17 protein-coding genes and 1 pseudogene are annotated in these 16,300 nt (G+C 42.1%); 13 read left to right on the top strand and 5 right to left on the bottom strand.

Features of this window, described 5'->3' with window-relative positions; all coding sequences use genetic code 11:
• Positions 1-60 precede the first annotated feature (60 nt).
• Together DUN60_RS11100 and DUN60_RS11095 are read right to left on the bottom strand one after the other, a co-directional pair.
• A complete protein-coding gene (locus DUN60_RS11100) occupies positions 61-279 on the bottom strand; it encodes a VF530 family protein (RefSeq protein ID WP_054547529.1) in 219 nt (72 codons plus the stop codon).
• A gap of 45 nt (positions 280-324) precedes the next feature.
• Positions 325-1,275 carry a LysR substrate-binding domain-containing protein gene (locus DUN60_RS11095; RefSeq protein ID WP_054547530.1) on the bottom strand — a complete coding sequence of 317 codons (951 nt, stop codon included), beginning with the start codon at positions 1,273-1,275 and terminating at the stop codon, positions 325-327.
• A 103-nt stretch (positions 1,276-1,378) separates the two neighbouring features.
• On the opposite strand from DUN60_RS11095, the gene DUN60_RS11090 reads away from it, so the two are divergent.
• Positions 1,379-1,585, top strand: a complete 207-nt coding sequence (locus DUN60_RS11090; RefSeq protein WP_054547531.1) for a DUF1127 domain-containing protein — start codon at positions 1,379-1,381, stop codon at positions 1,583-1,585.
• A gap of 113 nt (positions 1,586-1,698) precedes the next feature.
• Here DUN60_RS11090 and DUN60_RS11085 read toward each other — a convergent pair whose 3' ends face one another.
• The 3 genes from DUN60_RS11085 to DUN60_RS11070 form a co-directional block, all read right to left on the bottom strand.
• Positions 1,699-2,604: a LysR substrate-binding domain-containing protein gene (locus tag DUN60_RS11085; protein WP_114633964.1), complete on the bottom strand. Its 906-nt coding sequence runs from the start codon at positions 2,602-2,604 to the stop codon at positions 1,699-1,701.
• A gap of 338 nt (positions 2,605-2,942) precedes the next feature.
• Complete coding sequence (locus DUN60_RS11075) at positions 2,943-4,631, bottom strand: AMP-binding protein (protein ID WP_114633963.1); 1,689 nt, start codon at positions 4,629-4,631, stop codon at positions 2,943-2,945.
• Positions 4,632-4,714: 83 nt separating this feature from the next.
• Complete coding sequence (locus tag DUN60_RS11070) at positions 4,715-5,458, bottom strand: AraC family transcriptional regulator (protein WP_114633962.1); 744 nt, start codon at positions 5,456-5,458, stop codon at positions 4,715-4,717.
• A gap of 194 nt (positions 5,459-5,652) precedes the next feature.
• Here DUN60_RS11070 and DUN60_RS11065 point away from each other — a divergent pair, with 194 nt between their 5' ends.
• From DUN60_RS11065 to DUN60_RS11010, 12 genes and pseudogenes are all read left to right on the top strand, one after another.
• Positions 5,653-5,826 (top strand): Flp family type IVb pilin, encoded by a 174-nt coding sequence (locus tag DUN60_RS11065; RefSeq protein ID WP_114633961.1) that lies wholly within the window; start codon positions 5,653-5,655, stop codon positions 5,824-5,826.
• Positions 5,827-5,999: 173 nt separating this feature from the next.
• Positions 6,000-6,530: an A24 family peptidase gene (locus DUN60_RS11060; protein WP_114633960.1), complete on the top strand. Its 531-nt coding sequence runs from the start codon at positions 6,000-6,002 to the stop codon at positions 6,528-6,530.
• Positions 6,531-6,567: 37 nt separating this feature from the next.
• Positions 6,568-7,917 (top strand): P-loop NTPase family protein, encoded by a 1,350-nt coding sequence (locus tag DUN60_RS11055; RefSeq protein WP_081229529.1) that lies wholly within the window; start codon positions 6,568-6,570, stop codon positions 7,915-7,917.
• Positions 7,910-8,659, top strand: coding sequence for a Flp pilus assembly protein CpaB (cpaB, locus tag DUN60_RS11050; protein WP_017080023.1), 750 nt, complete (start codon positions 7,910-7,912; stop codon positions 8,657-8,659). Before DUN60_RS11055 ends, cpaB begins: the two co-directional genes overlap by 8 nt.
• Positions 8,660-8,667: 8 nt before the next feature.
• A complete protein-coding gene (locus DUN60_RS11045; RefSeq protein WP_114633959.1) occupies positions 8,668-10,122 on the top strand; it encodes a type II and III secretion system protein family protein in 1,455 nt (484 codons plus the stop codon).
• Positions 10,085-10,380 (top strand): annotated as a pseudogene (locus tag DUN60_RS11040) (hypothetical protein). Before DUN60_RS11045 ends, DUN60_RS11040 begins: the two are co-directional and overlap by 38 nt.
• 16 nt (positions 10,381-10,396) lie before the next feature.
• Positions 10,397-11,665, top strand: a complete 1,269-nt coding sequence (locus tag DUN60_RS11035) for a Tad domain-containing protein (protein WP_114633957.1) — start codon at positions 10,397-10,399, stop codon at positions 11,663-11,665.
• A 2-nt stretch (positions 11,666-11,667) separates the two neighbouring features.
• Entirely contained in the window at positions 11,668-12,096 is a 429-nt protein-coding gene (locus DUN60_RS11030) for a TadE/TadG family type IV pilus assembly protein (RefSeq protein ID WP_114633956.1), read from the top strand.
• Positions 12,096-12,593, top strand: a complete 498-nt coding sequence (locus DUN60_RS11025; protein ID WP_114633955.1) for a TadE/TadG family type IV pilus assembly protein — start codon at positions 12,096-12,098, stop codon at positions 12,591-12,593. Before DUN60_RS11030 ends, DUN60_RS11025 begins: the two co-directional genes overlap by 1 nt.
• A 26-nt stretch (positions 12,594-12,619) precedes the next feature.
• Entirely contained in the window at positions 12,620-13,840 is a 1,221-nt protein-coding gene (locus DUN60_RS11020) for an AAA family ATPase (RefSeq protein WP_108117511.1), read from the top strand.
• A 33-nt stretch (positions 13,841-13,873) separates the two neighbouring features.
• Complete coding sequence (locus DUN60_RS11015) at positions 13,874-15,325, top strand: TadA family conjugal transfer-associated ATPase (protein WP_114633954.1); 1,452 nt, start codon at positions 13,874-13,876, stop codon at positions 15,323-15,325.
• Positions 15,326-15,334: 9 nt separating this feature from the next.
• On the top strand, positions 15,335-16,300 hold the full coding sequence (locus DUN60_RS11010) for a type II secretion system F family protein (protein WP_114633953.1): 966 nt from the start codon (positions 15,335-15,337) through the stop codon (positions 16,298-16,300).

Raw genomic sequence — 16,300 nt, 5'->3', positions numbered from 1 at the left:
GGGCTTTTTGTTATCTGACTCTTGGAAGACTAAGACTAAGACTAAGACTAAGACTAAGACTTAAGAGTTCTGTTTTAGCTCAATGTAAATCGACTCAACCTTCACTCGAGCCCAGTCTGTTTTACGCAAAAACTTTAAGCTAGATTTAATGCTTGGGTCTTTTTTAAAGCAGTTGATATTCACCATATAACTCAACTCTTCCCAACCGTAATGCTCAACCAATTCAGTCAGTAGCTTCTGCAGTGTTATGCCGTGAAGCGGGTTATTTTCTTGTGTCATGAGATGTTCTCGCCATTTATTTGAGCTCAGTATACCAGTTTCGCTTTATGAATTATCAGACCATTTAAGTTGGTAATCTGTCTCGATAATAGTTAGTTCTTCTCGACCTTTATTTCCAAATAACTGAACCTGACTTTGCATCCAAGCTTCAAAGCGTTTGATTTTCTCGCGATGAAAGTATCCAGCTGGCGCACATAGGAAGTAATTGTATTTGGGCTTAAGTGCGATGTTACCGATTCGAACGAGTTTCTTTTCCTGCAAATACCGATACACCAAACTGTGCTTAACCAGTGCTACACCTTGAACGGATAACGCGCCTTCTAAAACAAAATGCGAGCCATCAAATTGCAATGATGAGCGTCCAGCCTTCGCTCCAACAATGTCTAGCCATAGATTCCAATCCATATCTGGCCATCGATCTTCAATCAATTCAGCTTTATGCAGATCGTCAATGTCATGGATCCCATGCTTCTCTTGATAAATCGGGTGACAAACTGGGTAAACCACCTCGTCCATTAACCAACGAGACTCGATATTTGGGTAGTTACCGTGACCATACCGAACGCAGACATCGACATTAGAATCTTCAAACGTGACTAGCTTATTGGTCGGTTCAATCAGCATGGATAGGTCAGGGTGGCGATCGCGAAAGTCACCAATTCTAGGAACCAACCAATGTTGGGCAAATGATGGCACGGTTGAAATAGAAAGTTGAGTAGGGTTTGGGTCTTGGTTAATTCGCCTCACACCATCTTGAATGTGGGCAAAGCCTTTCTTAGCTTGCAAGTAAAGTACTTCACCTTCGTGAGTGAGTACTATTTTTCGGTGCTGGCGAATAAACAAGTCTGCACCTAACCACTCTTCAAGTTGGCGAACTTGTTGGCTGACGGCGGCTGCCGTGACAAACAGCTTTTCAGCCGCGAGTTTAAAACTGCCAGTTTCAGCTGCAGTGTAAAAGTAATAGATCCCTTGAAATGGTGGGGTTCGTTCTCTCACATTAGTTTTCCTTAACTGAATGTCAGTATCTATCGTTTGTCGATGTTGCTCTGTTGGTCGATTATTGACCATAACAAAGCGAAAGATCAACAGGAGAAAGGCTATGAATACGATCACAGCAACCGAAAATACCAACCATTCATTTTTGTCATCGTTATCAGTTAAGAAATTCTATTCTAACTTTGAGCGTTATCTTCAGAATCGTAGAACCAGAAAGCAGCTGTCTGAGTTACCAGAGTATTTATTGATAGATGTCGGGATTACGCAGGATCAAGTCGATCAAGAACTGAAGAAATCGTTTTGGGAGTGAGTCAGGGCAACGTAGCTTTTACTCAACATAGCTTTGTCGGCGTGGAAGAGCTACGTTGCTATTCTGTATTTAATTATTGGGGAACTGTTTATTTCAGAAGCTGATAGGCAGAGCTAGTTCTCCAATACCTCGTTTACTTCTTCATGTAACCAATGAGTAAACGCAGTCACTCGCTCTTTTCTTGGAGAGCTAGGATCAAAGCAGAGATTGACCTGAACACCGGGTGTCATCCCAATATTGAAAGGCTTAACGAGTAGGCTACGTTCGATAAAATCACCAGCCAAGCTATCTGTAGCAAGGCAGACCCCATGTCCAGCCATGACAGTCGTTAACCCCATATCGAAGGTACCCACTTCCATCCACTGCATTGTTTTGCCTTGAGTGGATATGTTGGCTTGTTTGAACCACTCTTCCCAAGGGAAGCATCCGCTATTAAATTGAATTAACCAACATTTGAGTAATTGTTCAGGTGACGTGAACTTTAAAGAGTTGGCCAGTTCAGGTGAACAAAAAGGATAGATGGGTTCGTTGATTAGCATCTCAAGACTCAAGCCTTCCTCAACACATAGGTCCTCGCCTTGTAGAATAGCCACATCAATCTCACCATGTTTTAAATTTGGGGTATCAGACGCTGTTAACACCTTAATTGGAATCTCAGGGTGTTTGACTGAGAATTTCCAAAGCCTCGGCAGCAGCCAGCGGGAAGCAAATGAAGGAGGGCTGCTAACAACAAGAACGCCTTGAAGGGGCTCTGATTGGATCTTATTTAATCCTACGATTACCTCTTCGAACCCGTCCGAGACATGCTTAAAAAGGGTACGTCCTTCTTGTGTTAAGGCCATTACGCGTCCTTTACGAATAAAAAGCTTACATCCAAGCTGTTCTTCTAGCTGGCGGATCTTTTGGCTGACGGCTGCTTGGCTAACAAACAGTTCTTCAGCAGCTTTACTGTAGCTATTTAAGCGTGCTGCAACTTCAAAATAACGGAGACCAGAAAGGTGGCGCAGTCTATTGTCCATAATCTCAGCTTATAGTCCTTGTTAACAATGGTTGTTCGCTTATCGAACAGGTTATTTCCATAATAGCGACAAATAAACAAGGAATACAAGAGAGAGAAAATGAAAACAATAACCTGTTGGGTCGGCAGATTTGTTAATCAGATGCTTAAAGTTAATGATATAACCAAGATGAGTAAGACGGCTAAATCGAGACAAGTTATTAGTTCGGAAACGCTGAGCAGTCGAATGAGGGAGGACATCGGTCTGGACTATGGGAGCAATGATGCGGCTGATTACACTAAATACCTATAAGTTGAGCTTACAAAAAAGGAGCCGTACAGGCTCCTTCTCGATTTTGATTACTCTTCCCAAACTACCAATTTATCTTTCGGCCAGTTATGACCGACTTCATGGTATTTCTGCTCAAGGATGTGTCGCTTTATCTTGAGAGTTGGAGTAAGAACACCATTATCGATGCTCCATGGTTCCTTAATCATCAGTACGCCTTTGATCTTCTCATGCGAAGCTAACTGTTCGTTCATTTTTTCAATGACGCGTTTGCTTGTTCTTTCGTAACGAGCCCGATCAAAATTAGGGAAGTCATGCGGTACTACGAGCAGGATAGGGCCAGGTAAGCCTAAGCCTATCAAACACATCATTTCGACACGACTGTACTCAAAGAGTTTATTTTCGATTGGTACAGGAGCGACAAACTTGCCTTTCGCGGTTTTAAAGGTATCTTTCTTACGCCCACGAATCGTTAAATAGCCTTCGCTGTCAATATCACCAATATCACCCGTATGAAGCCAACCTTCTGAGTTAAAAGATTCTTGAGTTGCAATGTCATTTTTGTAATAACCAGAGAACATGCCTTTGCTTCGAACTAAAATCTCTTCGTCTTCTGCAATTTTGAGTTCAATGCCCGGACCAGCATTACCTACAGTGCCAATTTTGTCTGCTCTAAACGGGTGGTTAATCGTGCTGTAGGCGAAAGACTCAGTCATTCCCCAAGCTTCGGTAATGTGTAGGCCAACACTCTCATACCATGCAAGTAGAGCTGGTGATACCGGAGCTGAGCCACAGCCAAGAACGCGAGCTTGGTCTAACCCCAGACCATCAGCCAGTTTCTTCTTAATGAGGTTATTCACGAACGGAATTTTAAGTAAGAAGTTCAGTTTTTTCTGTGGAAGCTTATCTTGGATTCGTTGTTGGAATAGAGTCCATAAACGAGGAACTGAAATAAACAAAGTTGGACGATGCATTTTTACATCATCAATAAATGTGTCTAAAGATTCAGGGAAAGCAGTAACCACCCCACCCATCACTGAAGAACCAAAGATGTACACTCGTTCGGTTATATGGGCAAGCGGCAGGTAAGAAAACAGGCGATCGCCGGGTTGGATACCAATGTGATCGATTAACCTCTGAACTGACCATGTAAAGGCACCATACGTGAGCATTGCGCCTTTCGGTAACCCAGACGTACCCGAAGTATACACAAGCGACATCAGCTTATCATCGTGATGCTGAGGTCGTTTGGTTGAGGGTTCATGTGTCTCGATAAGTTGCTCAAAAGTGTGCTGGCACTTAGCGGCAGTATCGTAGGGTAACGAGATACTAATTAGACTCGGATTATCATCGAGTGCTTTTTGAGTAGCTTTAGGATCATCAAGCTTACCTGCAATTACGATCTTACTTTCACTGTGTTCAATACAGTATTGAATGGTGTCTGCACCCGCTGTTGGAAAGATTGGGACGCTGACAAAATCTCCTAACATCATGGCAAGATCACAGATAAACCACTCTGCACAGTTTTTTGAAACGAGAGCGACTCGATCGCCGGGTTGGGCCCCGAATCCTTCTAATGCTGACGCCAGTTTTAGTGCTTTGTCGGCCACTTCTTTATAAGTAAATTCAACAAATTGGCGGTTGATGATTTGTTTTAAATAGACTTCATCTGGGCGTTCTTCTGCCCATTTTAAAATCATGTCATTGGGTGTAGGGAGAGCTGTTGCTTTTTCTTGGCTAAACTCGTTAGGCTGAATCATTGTCTAACTCCATGTTTTTCGCTAAGTTATTTTTGTTAAAATCATGTTAAATGTACCATGATTTTTTCTTTTAGGGAGTAAAATTAGCGTTTTCTGTTATCCGTGCAGGCACGTCTGTAACTTGCGGGTGTTACTCCGGTCCTTTTCTTAAAGATTCTTGAAAAATACGACACATCCTTGTATCCACATTGGTAAGAAATAACAGCTATTTTTGATTCGGTATCGGCTTCGATTAACTTTTTGGCTAACAGGATTCGTTTATCGCACACAAAGTCTCTAAAGCTTACCCCAAAGTGTAGATGAAACTTCTTAGAAAAGTAGGTTGTTGAACAATGACACTTTTCTGCGATTTCTGTTTCTCTGATTTCTTTGTTGATGTTGTCCATAACGAAGTTAACGACTTCAGAGGTAAACAACTTTGCAGGTAATTGATTGTTGTTGTTTGTATCTCGGTCGAGATCAAAATGAGGCTCGAAGATATGCTGTGTTTTACTCTTAAGTTCTTCGAATGTACTGGTCAGATGTTTACTGTTTGTTTCGATAATAAAGAATATATTCTTATGATTTCGAACGATATTAGGTAACGGGTCTGAGCAAATAAGAACTATTCTTTTATTTAGGTTCTCGCAAATAGCTAAAGCCATTGTAAGTAGTTGAAGTTTATCTGGCTTATTCAATATAAAAAACACTAACCTTACATCTAAGTTACTGATTATAGATATATCTTGTCCAAAGTTTTCAATAGGAAAGTAGTGGCTTATTTTATTGATAATAACAGCGTTAAAGTCACTATCCTTATCTGATAATAAAGGTGTTACTACTTTCATATAAATACCAACTCTATTTCATATTTAAATGTGGGTTTAAATTTAGCTAAATTACTATACGTAACAATTAGATTAGAAGTACCACAAAAAAGTGCAAGTGAATGGCAAAAAAATCCTAACCGAATATATCTCTCACCTCTAGATTTAGTTTACAGGTAAACAAAGCCTGATACGTAAATCAAGGAGAGGTTCTCATGGATAAGTTTTTGAATAATTGTAAAGAATTCATGAAAGATGAAGAAGGGTTGACTGTTATCGAGTACGTAATCGGTGCGGCGTTGTTAGTATTAGGTTTAACAACTGTATTTTCAGGTTTGGGAAATACGTTGTCAACTAAACTGAACGCTATTGTTGCCAACGTTGGTTAGTGGTTGACGTTATGAATGACAATAGACGGAAACGACAATCGGGGTTAACTACCGTTGAGTATGTGATTGGTGCAGCCTCGCTTGTTCTTGCTGTTGGATTGGTTTTTTCTGGGATGGCAACAGCCTTACTGATTAAATTTCAAAGCATTATATCGAGTGTATAAATAGAATATATGATTAATGAGCCTTCAGTTTTTTGGGCATTGCTAATTGCAGTTTCGGTATACGATGTTGAGAAACATCGTATACCAAACAAAATGTTGATACTGTTTTTGTTTGCGTACTTTTTATCAATGTTTAACCGCAGTTACACCTTTGATGTTTTTTTAATGTCCTTCATTGGATTCGTGGTGTTTTTTTGTTTTGGATTACTCTTATATTTTTTAAGAGCTATGTCTGCAGGAGATGTGAAATTATTAGGTATTGTGGGGATGTATCTCGGGTGGGGACAATTACTTGATGCGTCGTATTTTATCTTACTCTCTTCTGGAGTGATCGGGACTTTCTACCTGCTATATAACTTTTCCAACTCGAACAGTCTTAGCATCAAAGGCTATTTTGAAAATAAGCTGATTGTGCTTGGTGGAGTGGCACCAGTATTAGATGAAAGTGCGAGTTTGCACGCTAGGTATTCAAATAAGGTGACGATGCCTTTTGCACCCTCTGTTGTCATGGGATTGGCGATGTATAGCTACTTTACTTAAATCTGTTGTTGGTTAGCTTCATGGAGAGGAATAATATATGGATATTATAGGGCGTACTGCTCCAACAACTTTGAAGCCTCAAATTTCAGCCCCAGCCGTTCCTACATCTATTGATATGCTGGGTGTTCCTGAAGTTGTTATAGAAAACCTTGTGTTGAAGCACCTGTCAGCCTACCCCAAGTCGGATGTTTTAGAGCTTTCTAACTATTTGTGTGTTGTGACACATATTGTTGAAAGTGCGTTGGCTGTGTTGAGAACAAAGTCATTGATTGAAGTTTTTCAACCAACCTCTAACCTTTCTCTCTCATCTGCATCTCATAGTCACGTTCGCTATTCCCTTTCTGAGAAAGGACTTGAAGAAGCTGATCTTGCCTTTAAACGTGATGCTTATTTAGGTCCTGCCCCCGTTTCACTTACTCAATATAGTGATGTGGTCAAGCAGCAGGATCTAAGAGCAGAGCTAGTGACTCGGCCACATGTCGAAGCAGCACTGAATGATGTATATGGTGTCGACAAAATGATTTCGGTATTGGGGCCAGCAATCAATTCCGGGCGTGCCTTGTTGCTGTATGGGCATGCGGGGACGGGTAAAACATTTGTAGCTTCACGTATTGTCAATGCGCTGCATACGTCTGTTTTCATTCCTTATGCCGTTTATGCATTAGGTAATATCATTAAGGTATTTTCCGCACAACATCATAAACCGTTGGATAGTAATGGCAGCGATCAGAGTATTTCCCTCAAAGATCAATACGACAAGCGTTGGCTTAATTGTGAAAGGCCGAATATTCAGGTGGGTGGAGAACTGACTATGGATATGCTTGAAGTTAATCATTCTGAGAACAGTCGTGTTTGGTTAGCGCCTGTACAAATGATGGCAAATAATGGGATTTTTATCATTGATGACCTTGGTCGTCAGCCCATGCCTGTCGATGCTTTGCTTAATCGTTGGATTGTACCAATGGAATATTCCTTTGATTATTTATCGCTACCTAATGGCCAGCAAATCACGATGCCGTTTGTTCTAACGCTTGCCTTTTCTACCAATCTAAATCCCAAGAAAATAAGCGACCCTGCATTTTTACGTCGTTTAGGTTATAAAATTGAATTCAAGCCGTTGAATCAGCGAGATTATGAAGCTTTATGGATGAGCGTCGTCGCTGATAAAGAGGTAGAGCTTCAAGATGGTTTCTTTGAGCGTTTGTCTCAAATGCACACGCTTCTTAAGGTACCACTTTTCCCTTGTTTGCCGAAAGATCTCGTTGGTATAAGCAAAGACATTCTTTCGTTTGAGCAACTCCCACCTGTTATTACATTCGATATTCTTTCCATGGCATGGGAAGTCTATTTTACCTCTGATGGACACGAGGAAGAGAATAATGAATAAGAGTCAAGTTTTCCTACTGTTTTTACTGTCCGTAGTATTCGGCTTGGCGGCTGTATTTTTTGCTAAGCAGTGGATGGATGATCAAGTTCAGCCAACCGTTGAAGTTGAAACGGTTGAGCGTCACCCCGTTGTTGTCGCATCACAAGAAATTGAAGCCGGAACCATTATCGAAGATCAGTTCTTAACTACTCGGTTGATGGAAGTTGATTGGATTAATGAAAATAACTATTCGGATAAAGCGGATCTGATTGGCAAGGTTGTTGCGAATACTATCTATGCCGGAGAGGTGCTTCACAAGTTACGATTTACTGTACCAGGAGAAGGGTCAACACTTGCCGCTCTTATCCCTGAAAATAAACGTGCGGTAACGATACGTGTTGATGATGTTATTGGTGTGGCCGGTTTCTTATTACCTGGGAATAAGGTTGATATTCTCAATACCGTTTCTTACGGAAAAAACTCTGCAGCGACTCAAACCGTTCTTAAAGATATTAAGGTTTTGGCTGTAGACCAAACAGCTAAAACGAAAGAAAACAGTCCGATTATTGTACGAGCGGTAACTCTTGAGATGACGCCGAAAGAGGCCGAGAAACTTCTCACGGCTAAAAGCAAAGGCAGCATTCAGCTGACTTTGAGAAACCCACATGAAGTTGAGAAAAAAGTGGTTCGTCGATATGTGCCTAGACCAAGTGTCACCATTATCAAAGGTACAGAAACATCTAATGTGCGCGTCAAGGATTGAGGTGAAATATGAAAATATTAATTGCGTGTGTTTTGAGCCTGATTTGTTTTTCGACGGCCAGTGTTGCGGCGTTACAGACGGGAAAAACAGTCACGGTTCCACATCATAAATCTACGCATGTGGTGCTGTCGGGAAAAGCGGCGAAGGTTTCTCTTGGTGATCCTGAAGTCTTAGATATTGTAATTTTAAAATCAAATGAATTGTTCTTAATCGGCAAAAAATTAGGTGCGACAAACCTAATGGCTTGGGATTCACGAGGTCAGTTGATCGAGTCTATTAATATTGAGGTTACTCATGATCTTAATAGCCTCAAAGCTAAATTGTATGAGTTTCTTCCTGATGAAACTATTGAAGTGCACAGCGCGCAGAACCGTTTGTTGCTGAGTGGTCAGGTCAGTAACCAGCAACAAATGAATGTGGCGATGCGAATCGCGGAAACTTATTCATCAGGGCAGGCTGCTGACGAATCCAAAGAAAGCGGCAGTGAACAAGCTGCAGCGACAGGTGTTATTAACCTGATGTCTATAGGTGGCGCGCAACAGGTTATGTTAGAGGTGACGGTTGCCGAGGTTCAAAGAAGCTTAGTGAGAAAGTTTGATGCGAACTTCCATTTTTTCCAAACCAGTGGTTCTGACTTTTCTTGGGGGGCGTCTTCTGTACCTGCCGGAGTATTAGGAGCTACGCCTATCTTCAATATTCCCACGTCGACGGACTACGGCATTTTAGGGTCTTTCATTGATAGTAATACTCTGTTTACTTTCGCACTGGACGTAGCAAAACAAAACGGGGTCGCTAAGGTATTGGCTGAACCTAACTTAACCGCATTAAGTGGTTCTAAGGCTGAGTTTTTAGCGGGTGGTGAATTTCCTATCCCTGTGCCAGACGAAGATGGCATTACCATTGAATACAAAGAATACGGTGTAGGGCTTAAGTTTATACCGACGGTACTCAGTGACAAAAAAATCAATTTAAATCTAGCCGTTGATGTTAGTGAGATAGCCAATACCAGCTCATTGACCATTGATCCGGGTACCACAAATGCGACTTATTTTATCCCACCTATTACTCGACGTAGCGCGTCATCAACACTGGAGCTAGCCGACGGACAAACTATCGGTATTGCGGGGTTGTTGAGTGAGAATGTTAGGGACATCAGTAACAAGATGCCAGGTTTTGGAGATGTGCCGATTTTAGGCCAACTTTTTAACAGCCAAGAGTACATATCTGGAGAAACTGAATTAGTAATCTTAGTAACTCCGAGGTTGGCAAAGCCTATTGATAGAAGCAAAGTGACCTTACCCACAGATGCTTTTGTTGACCCTAATGATTTGGAATATTACTTATTAGGCCGAGGCGCTTACATAGCTGAACCGTCTGAATCTGATTCAGAGCAATCTCAAGCTTCACAGGATATATCACCGACTGATGGTGGTAGCGAAGGCTCATTTGGGCATGATTTATAAGGGGATGATATGACTAAAATAATGATGATCTTTCTCGCAATGTTATTAGTTGGCTGTGCGAACGATGCTCGTTTAGGGCATTCGGTGGCACTAGTGAAAACAGAGCAAACGTATAACCCTAATGCTACCCAAGAGAATTTACTCGAAGTACCTGATGGTACAGGGGAGCGGATGCAGACTGGTTACGACAGATATGTTGGCAAAGGTGAAAACGATCTGTCCGGAAGTAGTAGCCAGATCTTAGAAGATTTTAACTAAATCTGGAGGTACTCATATGTTGTATCGAGTATCACAAAGCCCTAAAAAACAACAAGGCTTAGTTGTGGTGATGATTACTGCTGCCTTGTTGGTTTTTCTAGCGGTCTCAGCGCTAGCTGTAGACATAAACCATATGGTTGTAAATAAAACGCGCTTACAAAATGCAGTTGATTCTGCGGCGCTGGCTGCCGCAACCATATTAGACAACAGCAAAGATAAAGACTCGGTAGACGCGGAGGTCGGTACGGCGCTCAATGCCATGGCGGCTTCAACAGGGAACCACGAAATTGATTTCTCGACCGCTTCTATAAGCATTGATTATTCGAATGACCCACAGGATTTTACTGGCACGGCGACGTTCGGTGCAAGTGATGATGTTTATGTGCGAGTTCGCGTGGATGCACTAGAGATGGATGAATTTTTCATTCATATGTTTGGCCTTGATAAGGCAGTATCGGCAAGTGCCGTTGCTGGGCCAAGCTCTGGGCAAGAAGTAGTTAATAATGTTGTACCCATCGGCGTCTGTATTGGTGATGGCACTTCGGATAACGATATTGATCCTGAAGATGGCTACCATGATGTGACAGGCGAAGAGATAGTTAATGTATTTGGATATGAAGTCGGAACGGTCCACGCATTGAAGGTGGGTGACAGTAGCTTGTCAGAAATGGGCAACGGTAATTATCATCTGTTGGATTTCGGTTCCGGTGGTAAAACCGTCAAAGAAGGTTTAGGTGGCAGCTATGACCAGCCAGTCAAAATTGGTGAAGATATCACGACGAAACCTGGTGGCACGGTTGGCCCCACAGGTGATGGTTTGAATACTCGTTTTGGCGATTATGGCGGTGGTTTATCGGCATCCGATTACCCTTCAGATTATGTAACCACAGAACCTACCAATGAAATTACAATTGATGCCGGTACGGGAGAGATCGATTCTGACGGAAGTTATACTTATGCTCAATATGAGTCAGATACCAACGCTTGTATAGCAAACGGCGGTTCCGGGTGTGCATCTAATGGTGTTGCTTGGCGTCGTATTTTACCCATTCCTATGGTTGATTGCTCAGGTAAAAGTGGTGGTGCAACTGACTTTACCGTAAACAAAATTGGCTGCTTTTTCTTGTTGCAAAAAGCACCAACTAACAACTCAGGTACACCCGCCGTTTTTGGTGAGTTTATCCACTCTTGCAGTGTTGCTGGTGGATCTGGTAGTACAACGTCGACAACGGAAGGGACTTATAAGATTGTTCTGTATAAGGACCCCAATAGTGGGGAATCTTGATCATGAAGCAATCTAATCAATTTCAACAGGGGTTTGCTGCCGTAGAGATGGTTATTGCGACTCCCGTCTTATTGTTTTTTCTAGTCTTAGTTCTAGAGCTTGGCAATATTCTTGTTCATTACAATGTGATATCGAAGTCAGTGCAGAATGGCGCTCGTTATGCGGTTAGTGAAGTGTATGGAACCATTGGTGGAACCATCGCACCGACGTCTGAAATTCAGAATGTCGTGGTCTATGGTCAGAACAGCGCAGGAACAGCTGTATTATCTTCATTGACGACATCGGATGTGACCGTAACCTCGCCTTCAGGCGACAGTTATGTACGAGTTAGTGTGACGTATGATTATGTTCCACTCTTTTTGTCTATCCCTTTTTCTAATGAGAGTTTTACTGTTCCATTAAGTGTGACTTCAGTGATGAGGGTGCTGTGATGATAAGACTTAAAAGACGAACCAAAGGGCTTGCCATTATTGAGTTCACTCTGGTCTCATCATTAATTTTTCTGCTGCTCTTCCTCATTTTAGCGTTAGGTGCCTATATATTTTCGCTGCAAATGGTCAGTGAAGCGACTAGGAAGGCTGCTAGGTTAGCGACGGTATGTTACGTCCTAGATAGAGACAATATTGCGGGAATGGTAGTGGATGATATTCCTCTTGTTGGATTTACTGATGCCAACTTAGAAGTGGCTTACTTAGACGCGAGCGGGGGAGAGGTTGCTTCTGATTTTGAAGCGAACTTTGGCAGCATCAAGTTTGTGCGTGCTAGGGCTACGGGGTATGGCATTCAATTAATCAGTAACCTAAGCTTTCTAGGAGAGAATGGATTTCTTGCTGCTCCTGCGTTTGAAACAATACTACCAGCAGAAAGTCTGGGAGTGGTGAGGCCTGAAACTGAAACTAGCACTAACATATGGAATAGATGCCCATAAGCGGTTATTTAAAAGGAGATAAATGTATGGGGGAAGCGATCAAAATAACGCCGAATGAAAACGATAAGGATATGACGCGTTTAAGAACGAATCTGAAGGTTTGGTTAGTCTACAGTACTGACGGCTTTCATTCGCACATGAGTCAAGAACTAAAAAAATGCCGAAATGTTCATGTGACGTCGTTTTCTCTTGCGGCAATGAGTGAAGAATACCTAAAAAGTGCAGATGTCCCAGAGCTTATTTTCGTTGAAGCTAATGGGAATTGGGCTCAAAAAATGGTTGAGTTGCAAGGGTATGATTTGTCTTTAGAGGACAAGGATTTGTCTTTAGTTGTGCTCGGTGATGAAAGCGATAATGGATCATTAAAAATCGCACTTCGCTTAGGGGCTTCAGATTTTTTGTCTCATAATGTGACTCTATCGGACTTACTTCCATTATTGAAGAAAACGGCTTCCGAAAAGCTTGAGAACTCCAGTTACGGAGAGTTTATCTTATTTTTGAATACCAAAGGAGGGATGGGGGCAACCACCTTGGCGTTAAATACTGCCATTGAGATGGCCACTCAACACCCCAACGAAGTTCTTTTACTCGATATTGATCTTCAATTTGGCGTGATTCCCGACTACTTGAACATAGCACCGACTTACAGTGTTTCTGATGCGATCAACAGTTCTAATGATTTGGATGAAATGTCCTTGGGATCGTTAGTAAATAAACACGAATCAGGTCTCCATGTTCTAAGCTTTAAACATGAAAATAACGCTGATGATTTCGAACAGGCTCAGAAAATTGGCAGATTGCTTCCAATTCTGCGTCGTTTCTACCCTTATGTGATCATTGACCTTTCGAGGGGACTTGACCATGTGTTTGCATCTGCCATTTCACCGGCAACTAAGGTTCTTTTGGTTTTGCAACAGAGCTTAGTGTCAGTAAAAAACACAAGCCGACTAATTAAATCTCTGAAATTTGAGTACGGCTTACAAAGTGACTCAATAGAGGTCATTCTCAACCGTTATGAAAAGCGACATTCAATTAAGTTGAAAGACATTGAGCAAGCAGTGGGCAACCACGACATACATCTTATGCCAAATGATTTTAAAGTCGCGCTAGAGAGTGCCAACTTGGGGCAGCCGTTAGTTCAGTCGAGAAAAAAAAGCTCTATTACTCGCTCTATCATCGACTTATCTCATGTTCTTTCACCACCGGAGCAGGAAGAGAAAGGGTGGCTGAAAAAGTTGTTTTCATAATGCGTTGATGAAAAGTAAACACGAGGGATTGTGATGTTCTTTAAACGAAAAAATGTAAATCCAGAGTTTGAAAAAAAAGTAGAACAGATTTCGCATGATTCAGAAGATGCCAATCCTGTTGAACGTTTATCCAATGTTGAGATGTCTAGTCATTCTCGGAATGCTGAAGCGAGCGTTGAAAAGGAGAAGGCGATTGACGAGGCTCGAAAAGTACTGGAGCAAGAATTATCAATCAAACACTTCTTTCATAAGCAGCTGCTTGAAACCCTAGATTTAGGGTTGCTTTCGAGCTTGGAGAAAGAGCGTGCCAAGTTAGATTTACACGAAGCAATTGTACAGTTAATGGCCGAAGATGGCAGCCATGCATTGAGTGCTGAAGGACGAAAACGGGTCATCAAACAGATAGAAGATGAAGTTTTTGGCCTTGGTCCGTTGGAGCCCTTATTAGCTGATGAAACTGTGTCGGATATATTGGTCAACGGCCCTAAAAGTGTATACGTTGAGCGAAGGGGTAAACTCGAAAAAACGCCCTATACTTTTCTTGATGATCGCCATTTAAGAAACATTATTGACCGTATCGTCAGTCAGGTTGGTCGTCGTATAGATGAAGCATCACCTATGGTAGATGCCCGCTTAGTTGATGGTTCCCGTGTTAATGCGATTATCCCTCCTCTCGCACTCGATGGCCCTTCTGTTTCAATTCGTCGTTTTGCTGTTGACCGTTTGACTATGGATAACTTAATTGGTTACGACTCAGTCTCGCCTCAGATGGCTAAGTTTGTGGAGGCAGCCGTGAAAGGTGAGCTGAATATTTTGATTTCAGGAGGGACGGGGTCTGGGAAAACAACCACACTGAATATCTTTTCTGGTTTCATTCCGCGAGATCAACGAATTATTACCATAGAAGACTCGGCGGAGTTACAACTTCAACAACCTCACGTCATTCGCCTAGAAACCCGTCCTGCCAACCTTGAAGGGAAGGGAGAAATCAGCCAGCGTGAATTGGTTAAAAATACCTTACGTATGCGACCTGATCGAATTGTGGTTGGGGAGGTGCGTGGTAGCGAAGCTGTTGACATGCTAGCAGCGATGAATACCGGTCATGATGGATCTCTTGCGACCATTCACGCGAATACCCCTCGTGATGCCTTAAGTCGTGTCGAAAACATGTTCTCGATGGCAGGGTGGAACATATCAACCAAAAACTTACGAGCTCAAATTGCTTCGGCTATCCACCTTGTTGTTCAAATGGAACGCCAAGAAGATGGTAAGCGTCGTATGGTGAGTATCCAAGAGATCAACGGCATGGAAGGTGAGGTGATCACTATGTCGGAAATATTCCGTTTTCAGCGTAAAGGTATTGATGAAGACGGCAATATTATCGGTTATTTCACGGCAACGGGGGTCGTTCCTCAATACCATGACCAGTTAGTCAAACGTGGACTCGACCTGCCTTTCGAGCTCTTTAGTGAGACCAAAGGTTAAGGAGAGATTATGGACAATGTAAGCGTTTCATTAGGTCTATTATTCATTGCGGTGCTTTTTATCTCTCAAGCTTTGTTGCTCCCTGCTGCAGGGAAAAAAGCGAAGCACAAAGAGTTGTCTCGACGTTTGAAAGAGACGCAACGTAATATCGATGCAGAGAGTTTGTCATTACTCAAAGAACACTATAACAAAGAGCTGTCCCCGCTAGATCGTAAGCTCATCGTTATTTCTTTCTTCGCTGGCTTGAAAAAAATGTTGGAACTAGCCGGTATGAAAGTGACGTTAAGCAGGTTCTTACTTATTGTTTCTCTTTGTGGTGTGTCACTCACGTTGATATCGATAATGACGAACCAAGTATGGTTCATTAGTGTCGCGGCGTTCATTTTTGTTTGGGTTATCGCTTATCTATTTGTGCAAAATCGAGTGACTTACCGAATGGCTCGATTTGAGGAACAACTTCCTGAGGCTTTAGATATTATTCGACGCGCATTGCAAGCAGGACAACCGCTCGTCCAATCATTCAATGAAGTTGGCGAAGAACTTCCAGATCCAATCGGTATTGAATTTAAAAATACCTATAACCTACTTAACTATGGTTATGACTTACGCTTAGCGATTCTACAGATGACAGAACGAGTACCAACCGTCTCAATGTTGGCATTTTCTAGTGCCGTAATGTTGCAAAAAGAGACTGGGGGTAACTTATCTGAAAACCTGCAAAAGGTATCTGAAGTACTGAGAGCGCGTTTTAAACTGGAAAGAAAAATCAAAACGCTCTCTGCTGAAAGTCGTTTATCAGCATGGATCTTAACGTTATCCCCATTTGGTTTGTTCTTCGCCTTAAGGGTCGCTAGCCCCGAGTATATAGAGCCACTCTATAAAGATCCTCGCGGTCTCTCGATGGTCAGTGTCGGTATTGTTCTTTTGGCTATCGGAGCCTTGTGGATTAAAAAGATCATCAGCATAGAGATTTAA

The sequence above is a fragment of the Vibrio splendidus genome, assembly GCF_003345295.1.
In the GTDB taxonomy this organism is placed as follows: domain Bacteria; phylum Pseudomonadota; class Gammaproteobacteria; order Enterobacterales; family Vibrionaceae; genus Vibrio; species Vibrio splendidus_K.
The sequence above is the reverse complement of the archived record's forward strand: the minus strand, read 5'-3'. Positions and strand labels throughout refer to the sequence as shown.